Below are 18,517 nucleotides of genomic sequence, written 5' to 3' on the forward strand. Positions count from 1 at the left end.
GCGGTGGCACTCGTTGCGTGACGCACGGTTGTGTGGGCACGAAAGCGGCCGGCGACCGCGCCTCGACCGCGCCGGTGCCGGCTCCGGTTCAGACGGCGGCGCGCGCCGCGGCCAGCTCCGCGACCTCGACCAGCAGGTCGGTGAGCTCGAAGTCCTTGGGGGTGAACACCGCGGCCACGCCCGACTCGCGCAGCCGGCGGGCGTCGGCCGGCGGGATGATCCCCCCGGCGACGACCGGGACGTCGTGCCCCTCGCGCCGCAGGCCCGCCACCACCTGCGGGACCAGCGAGAGGTGCGAGCCCGACAGGATCGACAGACCGACGACGTGGACGTCCTCGTCGACGGCAGCCCGCACGATCTGCTCCGGGGTCAGCCGGATGCCCTCGTAGACGACCTCCATCCCGAGGTCACGGGCCCGCAGCGCCACCTGCTCGGCGCCGTTGGAGTGTCCGTCGAGGCCGGGCTTGCCGACGAGGATGCGCAGCTTGCGCCCGAGGCGCGCCTCGACCTCGTGCACCCGCCGCCGCGCGGTCTCGAGCTGGGAGGCCAGCGCGCCGCCCGAGGTCAGCGCCTGTCCGCCGACCCCGGTCGGGCCGCGGTACTCGCCGAACACCTCGCGCAGCACGCCCGTCCACTCGCCGGTCGTGACCCCCGCCCGCGCGCACGCGATGGACGCGGGCATCAGGTTGTCGTCGGTCGCCGCCACGCGTCGGAGTTCGGCGAGGGCGGCGGCCACGGCGGCCTCGTCGCGGCGCGCACGCCAGGCTTCGAGCCGCGCCAGCTGTTCGGCCTCCGCCGCGTCGTCGACCACGAGGATGCCGCCCTCGTCGTCGAGCAGTGGGGAGGGCTCCCCGGTGGGGAAGACGTTGACGCCGACGACCTGCTGTTCGCCCGACTCGATGCGACGCAGGCGCTCGGCGTTCGAGCGCACGAGTTCCGACTTCATGAAGTCGACCGCCTCGAGCGCGCCGCCGCGCGCGAGCACGTCGTCGAGCAGTGCCTGGGCCGCCTCGACCAGCCCGGCGACCTTGCGCTCCATCACCACGGAGCCGTCGAACAGGTCGTCGTGTTCGAGCAGGTCGGTCTCGAAGGCGAGCACCTGCTGCATCCGCAGGCTGAGCTGCTGGTCCCACGGCCGCGGCAGGCCGAGCGCCTCGTTCCAGGCGGGCAGCTGCACCGCCCGGGCCCGGGCGCCCTTCGACAGCGTCACGCCCAGCATCTCGATCAGGATGCGGGCGATGTTGTTCTCCGGCTGCTGCTCGGTCAGGCCGAGCGAGTTGACCTGCACGCCGTAGCGGAACCGGCGCAGCTTCGGATCGGTCACGCCGTAGCGCTCGCGGGTGATGCGGTCCCACAGCTCGACGAAGGCACGCAGCTTGGCGACCTCCTCGACGAACCGGATGCCGGCGTTGACGAAGAAGGAGATGCGACCGACGACCTGCCCGAACTCCTCCTCGGGCACCTGGCCGCGCTCCCGGACGGCGTCGAGTACCGCGATGGCGTTGGCGAGCGCGAACGCGAGCTCCTGCACCGGCGTCGCGCCGGCCTCCTGCAGGTGGTAGCTGCAGATGTTGAGCGGGTTCCAGCGCGGCAGGTGCCGCACCGTCCAGGCGACGACGTCGGTGGTCAGCCGCATCGACGGCGTGGGCGGGAACGCGTAGGTCCCGCGCGAGAGGTACTCCTTGACGATGTCGTTCTGCGTCGTGCCGGCGAGCGCGGCGACGTCGGCGCCCTGCTCCTCGGCGACCGCGACGTAGAGGGCCAGCAGCCACATCGCCGTGGCGTTGATCGTCATCGACGTGTTCATGCGGTCGAGCGGAATGCCGTCGAACAAGGTCCGCAGGTCATCCAGCGAGGTGACCGGGACACCGACCTTGCCGACCTCGCCGCGGGCGAGCACGTGGTCGCTGTCGTAGCCGGTCTGCGTCGGCAGGTCGAAGGCGACCGACAGGCCGGTCTGGCCCTTGGCGAGGTTGGCGCGGTAGAGCGCGTTGGAGGCCGCGGCCGAGGAGTGCCCCGAGTAGGTGCGCATCAGCCACGGCCGGTCCCGTTCGGGCCGGGCCGCACCGTCCGCCACGGTCGGTTCGGGACCACGTCGCTCACTCACGATCGCACCTCTCGGCCGTCTCGACCCACGCGAGCGACGCATCGCGTCGGCGTCCCGCAGGGTCGTGCCCACTGCCTGTCGTGCTCCCGTCGGTGAGCGTAACCGGCCGCCCGCGCGCGCCCCCAACTCATGACGGGCCGCGACGGGCAGCGCCGTCCGAGGCGTTTCCGCGTCGCCGCTAGGCTCGGTCGGCTCGGCCTCGCGTCGCCGCCTGCAACCGCCCGCCAAGGACCCGTCGTGCCCATCGCCGTCCTCGCCGCCGTGCTCGCCGGCGCGCTCATCGCCATCCAGTCCGCGCTGATCGGCGCGTTCGGCGCGAACCTCAACCCCTTCGTGGCGGCCTTCTGGGTGCACCTGGCCGGCCTGGTGTTCGGCACGCTCGGTGTGCTGGTCGCCCCGCGACTGGGCTTCGAGGTGGCCGCCGTCCGCCAGGCACCGTGGGGGCTGCTCGCCGGCGTGGCCGGCATGTTGCTGGTCACCGGCATCGCGGTGGCGGTCAGCGGGCTCGGGCTCGCCTCGACGCTGGCGATCGTGACCGGCGTGCAGTTGGTCCTCGGCTTCGCCCTGGAGGCCAGCGGAGTGGTGGGCCGGGCCGTCGCCCTCGACCCGGTCCGCGTGCTCGGCGCGGTGATCATCGTCGTCGGTGTCTACGTCGTCGCCAGCCGGGGCCCCGTCGCCGGCTGAGCGGGGCCGACCCGCGGGAACCGTCGCGGCACGTACGACGTCCCACCGGCATGCGCACCCCACGACTCCTTCCCCTCGTCGCCCTGTCGGCCCTCGCGGTCGGCTGCGCGGACAACGTCCCACCCGTCGCCGCCCCTGTCGACGCGCCGAGCGATGCGGGGCCCGAGGCGCCGGCGACCGGAGACCCGGCGACCGGAGACCCGGCGACCGGAGACCCGGCGACCGAGGACCCGGCGACCGAGGACCCGGCGACGGAAGACCTCGAGTCCCGCGTCGGCGACGACACCTGGATGCTCGTCGACGGGCAGGTCGGCGACGGTGTGCTGGCCGTTCCCGACGACGCCCACGTCACCCTGCGTCTCGACCCGGACGAGGGCACGCTGCACGGCACCGCCGCCTGCAACGCCTACGACGCCGCCTACGCGCTGGACGGCGGCGAGCTCGTCCTCGAGTGGCTGTCCTCCACCGGCATGGGCTGCGACGAGCCGTTGCTCGCGGTCGAGCGGCGCTACCTCGACGCCTGGCATCCGTCCGGAACGCTGGCCGTGGAATTGGCGGAGGGTGACGTCCTGACGCTGCGCGGACCCGACACGCGACTGGTGTACGAACGGCTCGCTCCCGCGGCGGACCGGACGATGCGCGGGCGCTGGCAGCTGGTCGCGATCCAGCACGGCGAGGGGCCCGACGCGAGCGTCGTCCGTGTCACCGACCGGGTCGCCCTGCACGTCGGCGAGGGCACGTACACGGTGACCGCCGACTGCTTCACCGTCGAGGCCGAGTGGGTCGTCGCCGGGGCCGAGGTGGCCGTCCCGGCCTGGAGCGCCGAGTACGCCGACCCCGACGGCGTCTGCCTCGAGGACCAGCCCGCGCAGACGGCGGCCCTCGACGGGCTCGGCCGGGCGTTCACCACCGTGGTCGAGGGGGACGAGCTCGTCGTCGGCCAGCTCGGCAGCGAGACGTCCCTGCGCTTCCGCGCCGTCGACGCCGGTTGAACCCTCGCCCGCCGGTGCTCAGGCGACGCGCAGGGCGACCAGCACGCCGTCGCGCAGCGGCACCAGCGAGCTCACGTAGCGCTCGTCCTCGGCGACCGCGCGGGTCATGGCGACGATGTCGGGCGTGACCCGGTCACGGAACTCGTCGGGTTCGGCGGGCACGCCGGCGACCCGACCGCCCCACAGCGTGTTGTCGCAGATCCACAGCCCGCCGACGCGGACCCGGTCACGGGCGGCCTCCCAGGCGTCGGGGTAGCCGTCCTTGTCGACGTCGCAGTACACGACGTCGAACTCGCCCTCGACCCCGGCGAAGCTCGTGAGTGCGTCACCGACGTGGTAGTCGACGCGGTCCCACAGCCCGGCCCGGCGCAGGTAGCCCTCGGCCCGGGCCGCGTTGTCCGGGTCACCGTCGGTGCACACCACCTCGCCGTCCTCGCCGACCGCCCGGGCGAAGAAGTACGCCGAGTAGCCGTACCCGCTGCCGAGCTCCATCACGCGCCGGGCACCGACGGCCCGCGCCTGCAGCTCGAGGTGGCGGCCGACGGCGCGGCCCACGATCGGGAAGCGGTGCTCGCGGGCGCGCGCCTCCATCTCCTCGAGCACGGGGTCGGTGAGGCCGATGCCGGCCAGGCCGGTCAGGTAGTCGTCGACCTCGTCGGGGAGCAGGCGTGCCACGTCTTCCTCCGTCGTGCTCGGGGCGCGGGTGTCCACGGGATCGTGCCACGTCGTGCGGTGGTCCCGGGTCCGCGGCCTAGGGTGCGGGTCGATCGCCGTGGACAGGAGCCGCTCGTGGGACGTCACGTGCTGGTGTGGGACGCACCCAACGTCGACATGACGTTGGCGAACATCATCGAGGGCAAGCCGACGCCCAAGGAGCGGCCGGACCTGGCGGTGCTGGGCTCCTGGCTGGTCGATCACGCCGAGGGTGACGACGAGGTCGAGGCGGCCGTGTTCGTCAACGTCGCGCCGCACGTCGCGGGTCCGATGCGCGGGTGGGTCATGTGGCTGCTCGAGCAGGGCTACCGGGTGTTCGCCAAGCCCAAGCACGGCGACAGCGACGTCGACGACGACATGGTCGAGCACCTGTGGGAACGCTTCGACCAGGGCGACCTCGACGCGGTGTACGTGGGCTCCAACGACGCGCGGGCGTTCCTCGGCCCCCTCGAGGAGCTCGCCGACCGCGGCGTGGCGGTCAACGTGCTCGGCTTCGCGGAGTACGCCGGCGGGCTCTCGACGGCGCAGGGGGTGCGCTTCGTCGACCTCGAAACCATCGAGGGGCTGTTCGGCGAACCGCTGCCGCGCCTGACCCTGGAGCTGCTGCCGGTGGAGGGCCGTTGGTTCGAGCCTCGCGGCCGACTCGGTGCCCATCCCTCCTCGCCCGGGTGGGGTGAGGACCGATGACCGGTGCCGCCCCGGTCGAGACCTCGACGCCGGTCACGGCACCCTCGGTCCGCTCCGAGGTCGGCCAGCTGCGCACCGTGCTGCTGCACCGGCCGGGCACGGAGGTCGAGCGCATCACGCCCAGCAACATGGACCAGCTGCTGTTCGACGAGCTGCTGTGGGTCGAGCACGCCCAGGCCGAGCACGACGCGTTCGCCGACGTGCTGCGCGGGCTCGACGTCGAGGTGCTCTACGTCGAGGCGTTGCTCGCCGAGGTGGTCGCCGACGATGCCGTGGCACGCCGGGTCGTCGAGCGGCACGTCACCGAGCGCGACTGTGGCCCGCAGGCCGTCGGTCGCATCCGTGACCTGCTGCTGGACAATCCACCGGCACAGTTGGTGGAGCACCTGATCGGCGGGGTGTCGGTCGAGGAGGTCGGCCCCGGCGACGGGTTGGTCACCACGGTCAGCGGGCAGACGCAGATGCTGCTGCAGCCGCTGCCCAACGCGGTCTTCACGCGTGACTCCTCGGCCTGGATCGGGGAGGGGGTCGTCCTCTCCCCGATGAACCGTCTGGTGCGCCGCCGCGAGACCGACCTGCTGCGCACCGTGTACTCCCACCATCCCCGCTTCGCCGAGGCGCCGATCTGGTTCGGCGGGGAGGGAACCGAGTGGTTCCCGGCCACCTTCGAGGGCGGCGACCTGCTGGTGGTCGGCGAGCGTGGGCTCGCGGTCGGCATGTCCGAGCGCACCACGCCGGCCGGGGTCGAGGCGCTCGCGACCCGGCTGTTCGAGGCCGGCGTCGTCGACCGCGTCCTGGCCGTCGACCTGCCCAAGGTGCGCGCCGCGATGCACCTCGACACGATCGTGACCCAGGTCGACGTCGACGCGTTCATCACCTACCCGACGATGACGGCCAGCCTGCGGGCGTACGCCGTCACCCCGCGCCCGGGCGGGGGGTTGCACGTCGCCGAGCACGCCGGGTTCCTGCAGGGGCTGGCCTGGGCGGCCGGGCTCGACCATGCCCGGGCGATCGAGCCGGCACTCGGGTCGATCCGCGCCGAGCGCGAGCAGTGGAACGACGCCAACAACACGTTGGCCGTGCGGCCGGGGGTGGTGGTGGCCTACGAGCGCAACGTCGCCACCAACGAGATCCTCGACACCGCGGGGATCGAGGTCCACACGATCCCGTCCTACGAACTGCCGCGCGGACGCGGGGGGCCGCGCTGCATGTCCTGCCCGGTGGCGCGCGACCCCTTGGTGCGTTGACGGTCGACCGGCCCGGCGTCGACGCAAGAGTCGGTTTGGGAACGGTCGACGGCGCTGGATGTGCCCGTTCGCCCCTACCTCCGTCAATAACACAGGGCGGTTGCATGAGCACGTCGTGAAGCGCCCGGGAACATGGCGGAAGGTGGCGTGAAGGGAGCGTGAAGCGGTGACGGTCCCGGGCCGGGACTGGGGCATCGTCCGACTTGCCGCAGGGACGAACGCCACCGGGAGCCACGATCGCCATGACCACCGCCACCGCCACCGCGACCGCCACGGGCGTGTCCACCGCCGTCGACGTCAACGCGCTGGTCGAGGAGCACCTCTACCTGGTCGGCCACGTGGTCAACCAGCTCTCGGCCCGCTTCCCGCGCCACGTCGACCGCGACGAGCTGCGTGGCGCCGGCGCGGCCGGTCTGGTCGACGCCGCCCACCGCTACGACCCCTCCACCGGGGTGCCCTTCGGCCGCTACGCCGCGATCCGCATCCGTGGTGCGGTGCTCGACGCGACCCGCTCGCGTGACTGGGCGACCCGGCGGCTGCGTCGTGACCTGCGCACGATCGAGTCGACCCAGGCCGAGCTCGAGGAGAAGCTGCAGCGCCGTCCCGACGACGCCGAGATCGCCGAGGCGATGGGCACCGACGAGTCCGCGGTCCGCTCGCGACGGGCGGCCGCGGTGACCTCCACGCTGCTGACGCTGGACCGTCCGGTGCGTGAGGACGAGTCGGGCGGGGTGCTCGGTGACCGGCTGGTCGAGCAGGACACCGCGTGGCTGCCCGAGGCCGCGCTGGAGCACAACGAGCTCGTCGGCACGCTGCGCACCGCGATCGCGCACCTGCCCGAGCTGCCCCGCAAGGTCCTGGTCGAGCACCACTTCGAGGGCCGGTTGCTGCGCGACATCGCCGACGACCTCGGGGTGACCGAGGCCCGCGCGTCGCAGCTGCGTCACGAGGCCCTGCACGCGCTGCAGGCCTACTTCGGGACCGCCTACGACAACGTGCCCACCGTGCCCGCCGACGCCCCGGGCAAGCGCCGCCGTGCCGCCTACGTCGCCCAGGTCTCGACCAACACCACCTGGCGCACCCGCCTCACCGCCGAGCCCGTCGCCACCGCCGACGTCGTCTCGGCCTGAGCGACGCCGTCCCGCCGGCGTCCCGGCCGGTGGACCGCAGCAGCACGCAGGAGGGGCCCGCATGCGCGGGCCCCTCCTGCGGTCGTCGCCCGCGTGTCAGCCGGCCTTCACGATCGACTGGTCCAGCGAGGTGAACTTCGCCAGGTACTCGGCCCGCTCGGTCGCGAGCCGCTCGACCAGCGCCCGGTACTCGTCCATCCGCCCCTGCCGCTCGTAGAGCTTGCGCGGCTGGAGCAGTTCGTCGTCGTCGATGCCGGGCAGTGACGAGGCGACGAGGTAGCCGAAGTCCGGGTCCTCCTCCCACTCGATCGTGCCGTCGACGATCGCCTCCTGGACGGCCGCCGAGTGGGGGATGCGCACCTTCTTCGAACGCTCGTCGTCGTCGGGGCCGCCGACCCGGCCGGTGTTGAACAGGTAGACCTCGAGCTCACAGGTCTCGAGCAGTTCGAGGAACCGGTTGCCCATCGAGGACTCCTCCTCGAACCAGAACGGGTTGGTTCCCGGGACCCGCAGGTTCTTGCCGGCCTCGTGGGCCCCGCCGGCCGAGGTGCCCTTCGTCTCGCCGAGCATGAAGTAGTAGGCGGCCTGCTCCGGCTTGAGCTTGGCGACCGCCGGGATCAGGTTCTCGTTGCGGTTGAGGATGAACAGGTAGTGCGCCTTCGGCAGGTCCCGGGGGTCCCGGTGACGGATGTTCTCCAGCGGGAAGGTCACCCGGCCGTTGGCGGTGTAGCTGTCGTCGAAGAAGTCGACCTTGCCGGTCTCGGGGTCCACGGCCACCGATTCGAGCCAGGCGTCGGGGCGGGTGGCGCCGCCGTAGATCGTCGGCTCGTCGTCGGGGTCGAGCCCGAACGACTTGGCGAAGCAGCCGTTCTCCGTGGTGTGGACGGTTCCGCCCGGCATCAAGGCGATGAAGTCGTCCTGCACCGGCAGCGATCCCTTGACGTTGCGGAACGTGGTGGTGGTCTTGCCGGTGCCCGACAGCCCGATGATCAGCGCGAGTCGCTCGGCGCCGTCGGCCGTCGACTCCGCGGGGAAGGTCTTCGCGCCGGAGTGCATCGCGAGCCCGCCACGGTCGTAGACCAGCTTGTTCCACATCCGCAGACCGCCCATCTTGGACTCCCCGAAGTAGTCGGAGCCCATGACGCGCGTGACGTAGTTGTCGAGGTCGACGAGGATCAGGCACTCCTCGTGGTGTTCGGGAACCCGCAGGCCGGGCGTGTAGATCACCGTGAACTCCGGCGTCCAGTCCTCGTCGCGCGGGAAGTACAGCTGCTGCTGCATGGCCGGCACGTTGCTGTTGGACTTCTCCATGAACAGCCGGGTGCCGGTGCGGAACGCCGGGTCCGGGCCGATGTAGCCCTCCATCAGGACCATGTCCTGCTCGGCGACGTAGGCGTCCTGCTTGGCCGCCCACTGCTCGGCCTCGTCGCGCGCCATCACCTGCTTGCCGGTGGGGGCGTCGGAGACGAAGAAGGTCGAGGGCGTCAGTCGGGCCAGGATCCGAGCCTGGTAGTTCAGGTTGCCGAACTCGGTCTCGGTGACCCGTGGCATGAATTCGAGCACCCACTCCCGGAGCTCGGCCTGCGTGGGATTGGCGGTGACGGACGTGGCATTCGGCAACGCGAACGGCATGGTTCGGTGTTCCTCCCGGGAAGGTGCCCGGCCCTCCACCGGGCTGCGACCCTCGTGGACACGGTAGCGATCGTGCGGGGGTGCGCCCCAATCCGCGCAACGGCAGAGATCGGCCGATCCGTGCCGTTCTGGGCCGGTTCTCGACGTCCTCGGAACGATCGGGAACCGATCGTCCCACCGGCCGTCGGCGCTACGATCATGCCCGCCCGCCCGACGACGGGTGGTCCGCACGAGGAGCCCGAGTGCACGCCGAGGCATCGCCGGTCGTCGAGCTGTGCGGGGTCGGGGTACGGGTCGACGGGGCGAGGTTGCTGCACGGCGTGCAGTTGGCGCTGGCGGCCGGTGAGCACCTCGCGGTCCTCGGTCCCAACGGTTCGGGCAAGACCACGTTGCTGCGGGTGCTGTCGACCTATCGGTTCCCCTCGGACGGGGACGCGTCGGTCCTGGGTGTGCGTTTCGGCGCCGCGGACCTGCGTCCACTGCGGGCCAGCGTCGGCTTCGTCAGTACGGCCCTCGACGACCTGCTCCACGTGCGCGCCGACGCGCTGCCGTTGGTCGCGGCGGCGCGCCGTGGGAGCCTGTGGCCCGCGCCGGGGATCCTCGACGACCCGCAGGTGCGTGCCACGGCCCAGCGGGCGCTCGAGCGGGTCGGTGCGGGGCACCTCGCCGGTCGCCGCGTCGACACCCTGTCGCAGGGGGAGCGCCAGCGGGTGCGCATCGCCCGGGCGCTGGTCGCCGAACCGGCGCTGCTGCTGCTGGACGAGCCGTTCGCCGGTCTGGATCTCGGCGGTCGGGAGTCGCTGCTGCGTGATCTCGACGCGCTGCTGGACGAACCGGGAGGGCCGACGACCGTGCTGGTCACCCATCACCTCGAGGAGTTGCCGCGCGGCATCCGCCGCGCGCTGCTGCTGCGCGAGGGGACCGTCGTGGCTCAGGGGCCGGTGGGCGAGGTGCTGCGGAACGGACCGGTGTCGGCCTGCTTCGGCCTGCCCGTCGCGGTGGAGTCGGTGGGCGGCAGGTTCACCGCGCGTGCGGTCACCGCCACCTGAGGCACCCGGCACTGGCGCGCCAGGTGAGGCTCACCTAATCTACGGGCGTCGCCGACCCGGCCGTCGCGCCGGTTCCACGAGGTCCGCCGTGTACGTCTGCCACTGCAACGTCGTGAGTGACCGCCACATCCGGGCAGCGATCGCTGCGGGGGCGGTCGACGTCGACGGCGTGAGCGATGCCTGCGGGGCCGCAACGGTGTGCGGCGGCTGCGTCCCGACCATCGAGGACCTGCTCGCCGAGGCCGCCGCGGCGATCCGGCAGCCCGACCTCGTCGGTCTGCGGCAGGCGGCACGGCGCGGCGGCGGGCACCGTGCACCCGTCCTGCCGGCAGCCGCCGTGGCGCGCCCGGCGGCCGGGTGACCTAGGGTGCGAGGTCCGAGCGCCGCGGCGTGCGGTGGCCCCTCGACCCGACGACCCCAGGAGCATGTCCATGCGTGGTGACGAGCGCGTTCTCGAGTTGCTCAACGACATCCTCACGTTCGAGCTGACGCTCATCAACCAGTACTGGCTCAACTACCGCATGCTGAACAACTGGGGCCTGTACGGGCTCGGCGAGGTGTTCAAGAAGTACTCCCTGGAGGAGATGGAGGACGCGGACAAGTACATCGACCGCATCCTGTTCCTCGACGGGCACCCCAACCTGCAGCGCATGAACACCGTGCAGATCGGGGAGAGTGCCCAGGAGATGCTGCAGCTCGCCATGGCCCGCGAGGCAGAAGCCGTCGACAAGCTCAACGCCGGTATCGCCCTGTGCCAGGAGGTCGGGGACAACGGCACCCGCGAGCTGCTCGCCGAGGCGCTGCGCGAGGAAGAGGAGCACCTCGACTTCTACGAGACCCAGCTCGACGCCATCGAGCTGGTCGGTCTGCAGGGCTGGCTCGCCAACTTCACGCTCGGCGCGAGCGAGGGCTGAGCGATCTCGACGACGGGTGCCCGCGGCGAGCTGCGCCGCGGGCACCGTCGTCTCGGCGGCCGTCGATGTGAGCAAGCGTTAACATCGACGACGGGAGCGCGGTCCGACCGGTGGCCGTGCGCTGTGCCGGAGGACTGAACATGCCCGAAGCCGTGATCGTCGCCGCCGCTCGAACGCCGATCGGCCGGGCCTTCAAGGGCTCGATGATCGAGCTGCGTCCCGACGACCTGACCGCGACCATCATCCAGGCGGCGATGGACCAGGTGCCGCAGCTGGCGCCGTCCGACGTCGTCGACGTGCACCTCGGTTGCGGCCTGCCCGGCGGGGAGCAGGGCTTCAACATGGCCCGCGTCGTGACGACCCTGCTCGGCTGGGAGGTTCCCGGCACGACCGTGACGCGTTACTGCTCGTCGTCGCTGCAGACCACCCGCATGGCGTTCCACGCCATCAAGGCCGGCGAGGGGGACGTGTTCGTCTCCGCCGGTGTCGAGCTGGTGTCCCGGTTCGTGAAGGGAAACTCCGACTCGTTGCCGGACACGCACAACCCCCGGTTCGCGGACGCCGAGGCACGCACCGAGCAGCGGGCGCAGCAGGGCGCCACGGGTTGGGAGGCGCCGGAGGGTCTGTCCGACATCTACATCCCCATGGGGCAGACGGCCGAGAACGTGGCCAGCATCAGGGGCATCTCGCGCGAGGAACAGGACGACTTCGCCTACGAGTCGCAGATGCGCTACGCCAAGGCCGACGCCGAAGGCTTCTGGGAGCGGGAGATCACCCCCATCGACCTCCCCAACGGGGAGACGATGACCCGGGACGACTCGCCGCGCCCGTCGACCGAACGCGACAAGCTCGCCGAGCTCCAACCGGTCTTCCGGCCCGACGGCACGGTCACCGCCGGCAATGCCTGCCCGCTCAACGACGGCGCGGCGGCGGTGGTCGTCATGAGCGACACCAAGGCGGCCGAGCTGGGCATCGAGCCGCTGGCCCGCATCGTGTCGACCGGGGTCTCGGCGCTCGACCCCGAGATCATGGGTCTCGGCCCGGTCGGCGCGATCCGTCAGGCGCTCGACCACGCCGGGATGAGCATCGGGGACATCGACATCGTCGAGATCAACGAGGCGTTCGCCGCGCAGGTGATCCCCTCGGCGCGTGAGCTGGGCATCGACATCGACCGGCTCAACCCGCACGGGGGGTCGATCGCCTGCGGGCACCCGTTCGGGATGACCGGGGCCCGCATCACCAACACGCTGCTCAACGGCCTGCGGCACCGCGACGCGACCTTCGGGATCGAGTCGATGTGCGTCGGCGGCGGCCAGGGCATGGCGATGGTCGTCGAGCGGTTGTCCTGAACCCGGACGGATCCGAGGTGGCCGCCGCCCCCGGGGCGCCGACCGTCCGGCTCGAGCGCTGGGACGGCCCGGCCGGCAGCGACGCGTTCGCCGGTCTGCGCGCGGACGTCGCCGCGTACGGTCACCTCGATCCGTTGGTCACCCTGCAGGGACTCAGCGCGGCCAGCGGTCTGCCCGTGGGGGCGCTGGTGCGTTACGTGCTCGCGCGATGGGCCAGCGGTGGCAGCGAGGGCGTCCTCGAGCTCGGGGTCTCCGGCGTCGACCACCTCGCCCGCCTGGTCGCCACGGCGGAGGAGGTCGGCGACGACGCGGCGCGGCTGGCGGCCTACGAAGGCATGCGCGAGGTCGTCGCGTGGTTGCGCGCGGGGCTCGATCCCGACGTGTCCTGACGGCCCCGCCGCGATTCAGCGGATGAGGCCGAGGCGGAAGGCGCGTGCGACGGCCCCGGTGCGGTCGGGAACGTCGAGCTTGACGAGCAGGTTCTGCACGTGGGTCTTGACCGTGCGCGCGGAGAGGCCGAGGCGCGTCCCCACCTGCTGGTTGGTGAGGCCCTCGGCCAGCAACTGCAGGACCTCGAGCTCACGCGGCGTCAGCGCCGACGCACCCGACTCGCGGGGTTCACTGCGCCAGCTCCCCGCCAGCTGCATCGCGATGGAGGGAGAGATCACCCGCTCGGCACGGGCGGTGCGCACCACGGCGTCGCGCAGTTCCTCTGCGGGGGCGCTCGTCAGCAGGAAGCTGTCGACCCCGGCGATGACGGCCTCGCGCAGATCGATCACCGTCGCACCGTCGGCGACCACGAGCACCCGCAGCGCGGGGTGCAGGGCCTTGGCGCTCGCGACCACCCGGAAGGTCTCCGGGTCGTCGTCGCGGAGTCCGGCGATCAGCACCGACGGTCGCAGCAACTGGATCCGGTCGACCGCGTCCTCGAGGCCGCACTCCCCGACGACCGACGACCCCGTGAGGATGGCGCGCAGGCCGGCACGGACCACCGGTCGCGCGTCACAGACCAGCAGCGTGGTCTCCGGCGAGGCCGGCACACCGACCGGCGGGAGGAGCTCTCCGGACACCGGGATGGTCGAGGCGACGGCGCTGCCCGAGTCGCCGGCAAGAGGGGCGCTGGGCTGCACGTGAGAACCTTCCGCGATCGGTCGGGGTATGGAACCTCCCGACCGCCCGTTCGGTGGCTCGCACGCGGGTGATCTTCTGCCGTAGTACCCCTCGCCCGGACGGACTAGGTCCTGCCTCGGTCGGCGCCCACCGGCGTCACGGCGTGCGGATGTCCTGCACCGTCACCGACAACGTCATGCCCGCCGGGGTTTCGAAGCTGACGGTGTCACCCGTCTTACGACCCAGGACCGCCCGGCCCATCGGCGAATCGGCCGACAGGATGTCGAACTCGTCGTGGTGGTCCTCGCGCGACCCGACGAGGTAGGTCTCCTCGTCGCCGTCGACATCGAGCGCCACGACCAGTCCCGGCCGCACCTCGTCGGTGTCCTGGGGCTGGCCGATGCGGGCATCACGCAGCAGCGACTCCAGCTGCCGGATGCGGGCTTCCATCTTGCCCTGCTCTTCCTTGGCCGAGTGGTACTCGGCGTTCTCCTTGAGGTCACCGTGGGCGCGGGCGGTCTCGATCTCCGCGGAGATGTGCTCGCGACCCTCGGTCTTGAGCGTCTCGAGCTCCTCGCTCAGACGGTCGTACGCCTCTTGGCTCAGCCACGTCTCGGCCACGGTTGGCACCTCGTGCTCGTCGACGGCAACGAAAGGGTCGTGCGGCGCATCGCCTGCGCGCCGCCACGACGAACGCCCGGACCGCGCGGCCCGGGCGTGAAGAGCCCTGACTCTAGCAGGCCGCACCCGTGGGCCGCCAATCGCGTGACCGGGCAGCCACGGGCGGCGAGTAGCATCCGCCACATGGGTGTCGCGGACGTGGCCTACCGGCTCTACGAACGACGGCTCGCCGACGAACTCGCCGGCGGGCCGTTGCCTCAGCACGTCGGGGTCATCCTCGACGGCAACCGTCGCTTCGCCCGGGAGCGTGGGCTCGACGACCCCAGCCACGGGCACGCGCTGGGGGCCGCCAAGATCGACCACTTCCTCGGCTGGTGCCTCGAGCTCGGCGTCCCCTACGTCACGCTGTGGCTGCTGTCGACCGACAACCTCGGTCGCGACCACCAGGAGGTCAGCCGGCTGCTCTCCATCATCGAGGAGACGGTCCACCGCCTCGCCGAGGACGGGCGCGGACTGCGCCTCACGGCCGTCGGCGCCCTGGACCTGCTGCCCGAGGACACCCGGACGGCGCTCACGGAGGTCGAGCGCGCCACGGCCGCGAACGACCGCCTGCGGGTGCAGGTCGCCGTCGGCTACGGCGGACGTCAGGAGATCGCCGACGCGCTGCGCAAGCTGCTGCTCGCCCGGGCCGACGAGGGCCGCACGCTCGAGGACGTCGCTGCGTCGCTGTGTCCCGAGGACATCGGTGACCACCTGTACACCACCGGACTGCCGGACCCCGACCTCATCATCCGGACCTCGGGCGAGGTCCGTCTCTCCGGGTTCCTGCTGTGGCAGTCGGCCCACAGCGAGTACTACTTCTGCGACGCCTACTGGCCCGACTTCCGCCGCGTCGACTTCCTCCGTGCCCTGCGTGACTATCAGCGTCGAACGCGCCGCTACGGCCGCTGAGCGGCCTCGCGGCGCGGCGGCCCGCGCACGCGCCGACGTCGAACGCGCCGCTACGGCCGCTGAGCGGCGTCAGGTCGCGGACGGGTGGCCCAGCGCCCGGCGGCCAGCGGCGAGCACGACGTCCGAGAGACGGTCCAGCGACGCCGAGCGCAGCTTCCACCGCTGCCAGAACAGCGGGACCTCGACGACCACGTCCGGGTCGACGACCTCGACGTCGTCGGCGAGCTCGGTCAGCTGCCACTCGGTCAGCATGCCCCATCCGAGCCCGCAGCGGACCGCCCGCTCGAACCCGTCCGACGAGGGCACGTGGGACGCCGGCGGCGCGGCCGCGTCCCCGCAGCGGGCCCGCAGCCAGCCGCGCTGCAGGTCGTCGCTGCGGTCGAAGTGGACCACCGGGGACCGCTGCAGGGCCTCGACCGTCGGTCCCTGGGGAAACCAGGTGCGCACGAACGCCGGCGTCGCCGCCGGGCGGTAGCGCATCGTCCCGAGCGGCGACGCGCGGCAACCGGCGACCGTCGCGGCCGCCGAGGTGACGGCCGCGACGACGGTCCCGTCGCGCAGCAGCGCGGCCGTCTCCTCCTCGTCGTGCCGATGCAGGTCGAAGGTCATCTCGTCGCGCAGCTCCGCCAGGGCAGGGACCAGCCAGGTCGCCAGCGAGTCGGCGTTGACCGCCAGGGCCAGCTCGACCGGGCCGCCGGCCTCGTCGGCGACCTCGGCGACGGCCTCGGCGGTCACCAGCTCGATCTGCCGTGCGAGGCGCAGCAGCATCCGTCCCGCCTCGGTGACCCGCACGGGCTTCGATCGCACCAGCACCACCCGTCCTGCCGACAACTCGAGCGCCTTGAGACGCTGGCTGATCGCCGACGGCGTGACGTGCAGGACACGGGCGGCACCGTCGAGCGACCCCTCGTCCACGGCTGCTCGCAGCGCACGCAGGTGCGCCAGGTCGACGTCCACGACAGTTCCTCTGATGTCACCGAAGAATGTTGCACTGTACTTATTCGGCGCGGTCGGTGAGCCTGTCGGGCATGGACATCTCCCTGTTGCTCCCCGTCGTCTCCGGTCTCGGCCTTGGGCTGGCGCTCATCGCCGCGATCGGTCCCCAGAACGCGTTCGTGCTCCGCCAGGGCCTGCTCGGCGAGCACGTCGCGGTCGTCGTCGCCCTGTGCGTGGCGTCGGACCTGCTGCTGATCTCCGCGGTGGTCGCCGGTGCCGGCGCCCTGCTCGAGCACGCCCCCGTCGTCACCCTGTTGCTGCGCTGGGCCGGCGGGCTCTACCTCGGCAGCTATGCCGTGCTCGCCGCCCGGCGGGCGCTGCGCTCCGCCGACCGGCTCGAGGTCACCCGGACCACCGGCGCGCCACGTCGGGCCATCGTGCTCACGACGCTGGCGCTGACCTGGCTGAACCCCCACTTCTACGTCGACACCGTGCTGGTGCTCGGGGCGGTCGCCGCCGCCCAGGGTGCCGATCGCTGGGCGTTCGGCGCCGGCGCGCTGCTGGCCAGCGTGCTGTGGTTCACGGGGCTGGGCGTGGCGGCCCGGCTGCTGCGCCCGCTGTTCGCCCATGCCGTCACCTGGCGGGTGCTGGACGCCTCGGTCGCCGTGGTCATGGGGATGCTGGCCGTCGGGGTGCTGCGCGGCTGAACGGCGGCGGCCGGGCAGGTCGGGGGCGGTCAGGTGCGGTGGCGGGACCGGGTGGCGACCCACACGAGGCTGCCGCTCGACAGCAGCACGAGGCCGCCGACGACGGCCACGCCCGGCAGTGTGAACGCCAGCACGACGCACAGGGCGACGCCACCGGCGGCCAACCCCCGGGGCCAGCGGCGTTCGTCGTCGCGCAGCGTCCAGGCCGAGGCGTTGGCCAGCGCGTAGTAGGTCAGCACGGCGAAGGAGCTGAACCCGATCGCACCGCGCAGGTCCGCGACCAGCAGGATCGCGCAGACCAGTGCGGCCGCCGTCAGCTCGGCCCGGTGCGGCGTGCGGCGACGGGGGTGCACCGCGTCGAGGACACCCGGCAGCTCGCGGCGGCGGGCCATCGACAACGCCGTCCGGCTCACGCCGGCGAGCAGCGAGAGCAGCACGCCGGCCGCGGCGATGGCCGCGCCGCCCCGCACCACGCCGGCGAGTGCGCCCAGCGGGCCCGCCTCGACCGCCGCGACCAACGGCGCCGGCGACGCGGCCAGGACCTGGGGGCCGACCGCCAGCAGCGCCGCGCTGAGCACCACCGCGTACACCACCACCACGATGCCGAGTGCGAGCGGGATCGCCTTCGGGATCGTGACGGTCGGGTCGCGGACCTCCTCGCCGAGCGTGGCGAGCCGCGCGTAGCCGGCGAAGGCGAAGAACAGCAGCCCGCCCGCCTGCAGGACCCCGTACGGGCCGGTTGGCAGGGTCGCGTCGAGCCGGGTCGGCGACGGGTCCCCGGCGAGTGCCGCGACGACCGCGAACGCCAGGGCCGCGAGCGTCAACGAGACGATGACCCGGCTCAGTCGGGCGGTCTTCTCGACGCCGAGGACGTTGACCGTCGCCATGGCCACGACCGCCGCGACGGCCACCGGACGCGCGGCGTCCGGTGCGACATGGGCGCCGAGGGTGAGCGCCATGGCGGCCAGGCTCGCCGTCTTGCCGACCACGAACGACCAGCCCGCCAGGAAGCCCCAGTAGTCGCCGAGCCGCTCGCGGGCGTAGACGTGGGTCCCGCCGGCCTGCGGGTACAGGGACGCGAGCTGCGCCGAGGAGGTCGCATTGGCGTAGGCGACCAGCGCGGCGAGTGCCAGCCCCACCAGCAGCCACGAGCCGGCCGCGGCCGCGGCCGGTCCCGGGGCGGCGAACACGCCGGCCCCGATCATGGCGCCGAGACCGACGACGACCGCGTCGGTGGTCGTCAGGCGGCGGGCGAGCGACTCCGACGGGCGAGTCATGCGGCGGGCGTCACCCCGAGCTCGTCGAGCAGGCCCCGGACCCGGCGTTCGATGTCGTCACGGATGGGGCGCACCGCCTCCACCCCCTGGCCGGCGGGGTCGGGCAGCTCCCAGTCCAGGTAGCGCGTGCCCGGCACGTAGGGGCACTCGTCGCCACAACCCATGGTGACGACCACATCCGTGCTCGCGAGCGCCTCGTCGGTCCAGCGCTGCGGCTGGGCGTCGGCGATGTCGATGCCGACCTCCTGCATGGCCTCCACGGCGGCGGGGTTGACCGCATCCGCGGGTCGGGAGCCGGCGGAGAGCACGCGGACGCCGTCGCCGGCGAGGGTGCGCAGCCACCCCGCGGCCATCTGGGAGCGCCCCGCGTTGTGGACGCACAGGAACAGCACGGTCGGGCGGTCGGCCAT

The 18,517-nt window shown here is 72.6% G+C and carries 20 protein-coding genes; 12 read left to right on the top strand and 8 right to left on the bottom strand.

Annotation, left to right across the window (positions count from 1 at the left end; translation table 11 throughout):
* Positions 1 to 88 precede the first annotated feature (88 nt).
* Positions 89 to 2,032, bottom strand: a complete 1,944-nt coding sequence (locus tag ELR47_RS03850; RefSeq protein ID WP_370469415.1) for a protein meaA — start codon at positions 2,030 to 2,032, stop codon at positions 89 to 91.
* A 312-nt stretch (positions 2,033 to 2,344) separates the two neighbouring features.
* Between ELR47_RS03850 and ELR47_RS03855 the strand changes: the two genes are divergently transcribed.
* Both ELR47_RS03855 and ELR47_RS03860 read left to right on the top strand, forming a co-directional pair.
* Entirely contained in the window at positions 2,345 to 2,791 is a 447-nt protein-coding gene (locus ELR47_RS03855; protein ID WP_165403827.1) for a DMT family transporter, read from the top strand.
* Between the two features lie 50 nt (positions 2,792 to 2,841).
* A complete protein-coding gene (locus tag ELR47_RS03860; RefSeq protein WP_130648691.1) occupies positions 2,842 to 3,783 on the top strand; it encodes an META domain-containing protein in 942 nt (313 codons plus the stop codon).
* Between the two features lie 18 nt (positions 3,784 to 3,801).
* On the opposite strand, the gene ELR47_RS03870 is transcribed toward ELR47_RS03860, so the two are convergent.
* Positions 3,802 to 4,458 carry an O-methyltransferase gene (locus ELR47_RS03870; protein WP_130648692.1) on the bottom strand — a complete coding sequence of 219 codons (657 nt, stop codon included), beginning with the start codon at positions 4,456 to 4,458 and terminating at the stop codon, positions 3,802 to 3,804.
* 114 nt (positions 4,459 to 4,572) lie between these two features.
* On the opposite strand from ELR47_RS03870, the gene ELR47_RS03875 reads away from it, so the two are divergent.
* The 3 genes from ELR47_RS03875 to ELR47_RS03885 all read left to right on the top strand — a co-directional run bounded on the left by ELR47_RS03875 (position 4,573) and on the right by ELR47_RS03885 (position 7,561).
* Positions 4,573 to 5,184, top strand: a complete 612-nt coding sequence (locus ELR47_RS03875) for an NYN domain-containing protein (protein ID WP_205745427.1) — start codon at positions 4,573 to 4,575, stop codon at positions 5,182 to 5,184.
* Complete coding sequence (locus ELR47_RS03880) at positions 5,181 to 6,431, top strand: arginine deiminase (protein ID WP_130648694.1); 1,251 nt, start codon at positions 5,181 to 5,183, stop codon at positions 6,429 to 6,431. Before ELR47_RS03875 ends, ELR47_RS03880 begins: the two co-directional genes overlap by 4 nt.
* Positions 6,432 to 6,673: 242 nt before the next feature.
* The gene (locus ELR47_RS03885; protein ID WP_130648695.1) at positions 6,674 to 7,561 is read left to right on the top strand and encodes a sigma-70 family RNA polymerase sigma factor; all 888 of its coding nucleotides are present in this window, start codon (positions 6,674 to 6,676) and stop codon (positions 7,559 to 7,561) included.
* Positions 7,562 to 7,657: 96 nt separating this feature from the next.
* Here ELR47_RS03885 and ELR47_RS03890 read toward each other — a convergent pair whose 3' ends face one another.
* The gene (locus ELR47_RS03890) at positions 7,658 to 9,193 is read right to left on the bottom strand and encodes a phosphoenolpyruvate carboxykinase (RefSeq protein WP_165403828.1); all 1,536 of its coding nucleotides are present in this window, start codon (positions 9,191 to 9,193) and stop codon (positions 7,658 to 7,660) included.
* A gap of 242 nt (positions 9,194 to 9,435) precedes the next feature.
* On the opposite strand from ELR47_RS03890, the gene ELR47_RS03895 reads away from it, so the two are divergent.
* The 5 genes from ELR47_RS03895 to ELR47_RS03915 all read left to right on the top strand — a co-directional run bounded on the left by ELR47_RS03895 (position 9,436) and on the right by ELR47_RS03915 (position 12,894).
* A complete protein-coding gene (locus ELR47_RS03895) occupies positions 9,436 to 10,242 on the top strand; it encodes an ABC transporter ATP-binding protein (protein ID WP_130648697.1) in 807 nt (268 codons plus the stop codon).
* A gap of 88 nt (positions 10,243 to 10,330) precedes the next feature.
* Positions 10,331 to 10,603 (top strand): (2Fe-2S)-binding protein, encoded by a 273-nt coding sequence (locus ELR47_RS03900; protein ID WP_130648698.1) that lies wholly within the window; start codon positions 10,331 to 10,333, stop codon positions 10,601 to 10,603.
* 70 nt (positions 10,604 to 10,673) lie between these two features.
* On the top strand, positions 10,674 to 11,156 hold the full coding sequence (gene bfr, locus ELR47_RS03905) for a bacterioferritin (RefSeq protein WP_130648699.1): 483 nt from the start codon (positions 10,674 to 10,676) through the stop codon (positions 11,154 to 11,156).
* Between the two features lie 140 nt (positions 11,157 to 11,296).
* Positions 11,297 to 12,505 (top strand): acetyl-CoA C-acetyltransferase, encoded by a 1,209-nt coding sequence (locus tag ELR47_RS03910; RefSeq protein ID WP_130648700.1) that lies wholly within the window; start codon positions 11,297 to 11,299, stop codon positions 12,503 to 12,505.
* 17 nt (positions 12,506 to 12,522) lie between these two features.
* On the top strand, positions 12,523 to 12,894 hold the full coding sequence (locus tag ELR47_RS03915; protein ID WP_205745428.1) for a DUF6027 family protein: 372 nt from the start codon (positions 12,523 to 12,525) through the stop codon (positions 12,892 to 12,894).
* Positions 12,895 to 12,909: 15 nt separating this feature from the next.
* Here the strand turns inward: ELR47_RS03915 and ELR47_RS03920 are convergent, their stop codons facing one another.
* Positions 12,910 to 13,635, bottom strand: a complete 726-nt coding sequence (locus ELR47_RS03920) for a response regulator transcription factor (RefSeq protein WP_130648701.1) — start codon at positions 13,633 to 13,635, stop codon at positions 12,910 to 12,912.
* Between the two features lie 136 nt (positions 13,636 to 13,771).
* Entirely contained in the window at positions 13,772 to 14,236 is a 465-nt protein-coding gene (locus tag ELR47_RS03925; protein WP_229730679.1) for a GreA/GreB family elongation factor, read from the bottom strand.
* A 183-nt stretch (positions 14,237 to 14,419) separates the two neighbouring features.
* On the opposite strand from ELR47_RS03925, the gene ELR47_RS03930 reads away from it, so the two are divergent.
* Complete coding sequence (locus ELR47_RS03930) at positions 14,420 to 15,187, top strand: isoprenyl transferase (RefSeq protein ID WP_130648703.1); 768 nt, start codon at positions 14,420 to 14,422, stop codon at positions 15,185 to 15,187.
* A 69-nt stretch (positions 15,188 to 15,256) separates the two neighbouring features.
* On the opposite strand, the gene ELR47_RS03935 is transcribed toward ELR47_RS03930, so the two are convergent.
* Complete coding sequence (locus ELR47_RS03935) at positions 15,257 to 16,144, bottom strand: ArgP/LysG family DNA-binding transcriptional regulator (protein WP_130648704.1); 888 nt, start codon at positions 16,142 to 16,144, stop codon at positions 15,257 to 15,259.
* 56 nt (positions 16,145 to 16,200) lie between these two features.
* On the opposite strand from ELR47_RS03935, the gene ELR47_RS03940 reads away from it, so the two are divergent.
* Positions 16,201 to 16,830, top strand: coding sequence for a LysE/ArgO family amino acid transporter (locus tag ELR47_RS03940; RefSeq protein WP_205745429.1), 630 nt, complete (start codon positions 16,201 to 16,203; stop codon positions 16,828 to 16,830).
* A 29-nt stretch (positions 16,831 to 16,859) separates the two neighbouring features.
* Here the strand turns inward: ELR47_RS03940 and ELR47_RS03945 are convergent, their stop codons facing one another.
* Both ELR47_RS03945 and ELR47_RS03950 read right to left on the bottom strand, forming a co-directional pair.
* The gene (locus tag ELR47_RS03945; protein WP_130648705.1) at positions 16,860 to 18,107 is read right to left on the bottom strand and encodes an APC family permease; all 1,248 of its coding nucleotides are present in this window, start codon (positions 18,105 to 18,107) and stop codon (positions 16,860 to 16,862) included.
* Positions 18,104 to 18,517, bottom strand: a complete 414-nt coding sequence (locus ELR47_RS03950) for an arsenate reductase ArsC (protein WP_130648706.1) — start codon at positions 18,515 to 18,517, stop codon at positions 18,104 to 18,106. Before ELR47_RS03950 ends, ELR47_RS03945 begins: the two co-directional genes overlap by 4 nt.

It is taken from the genome of Egicoccus halophilus, assembly GCF_004300825.1.
Taxonomy (GTDB): Bacteria; Actinomycetota; Nitriliruptoria; order Nitriliruptorales; family Nitriliruptoraceae; genus Egicoccus; species Egicoccus halophilus.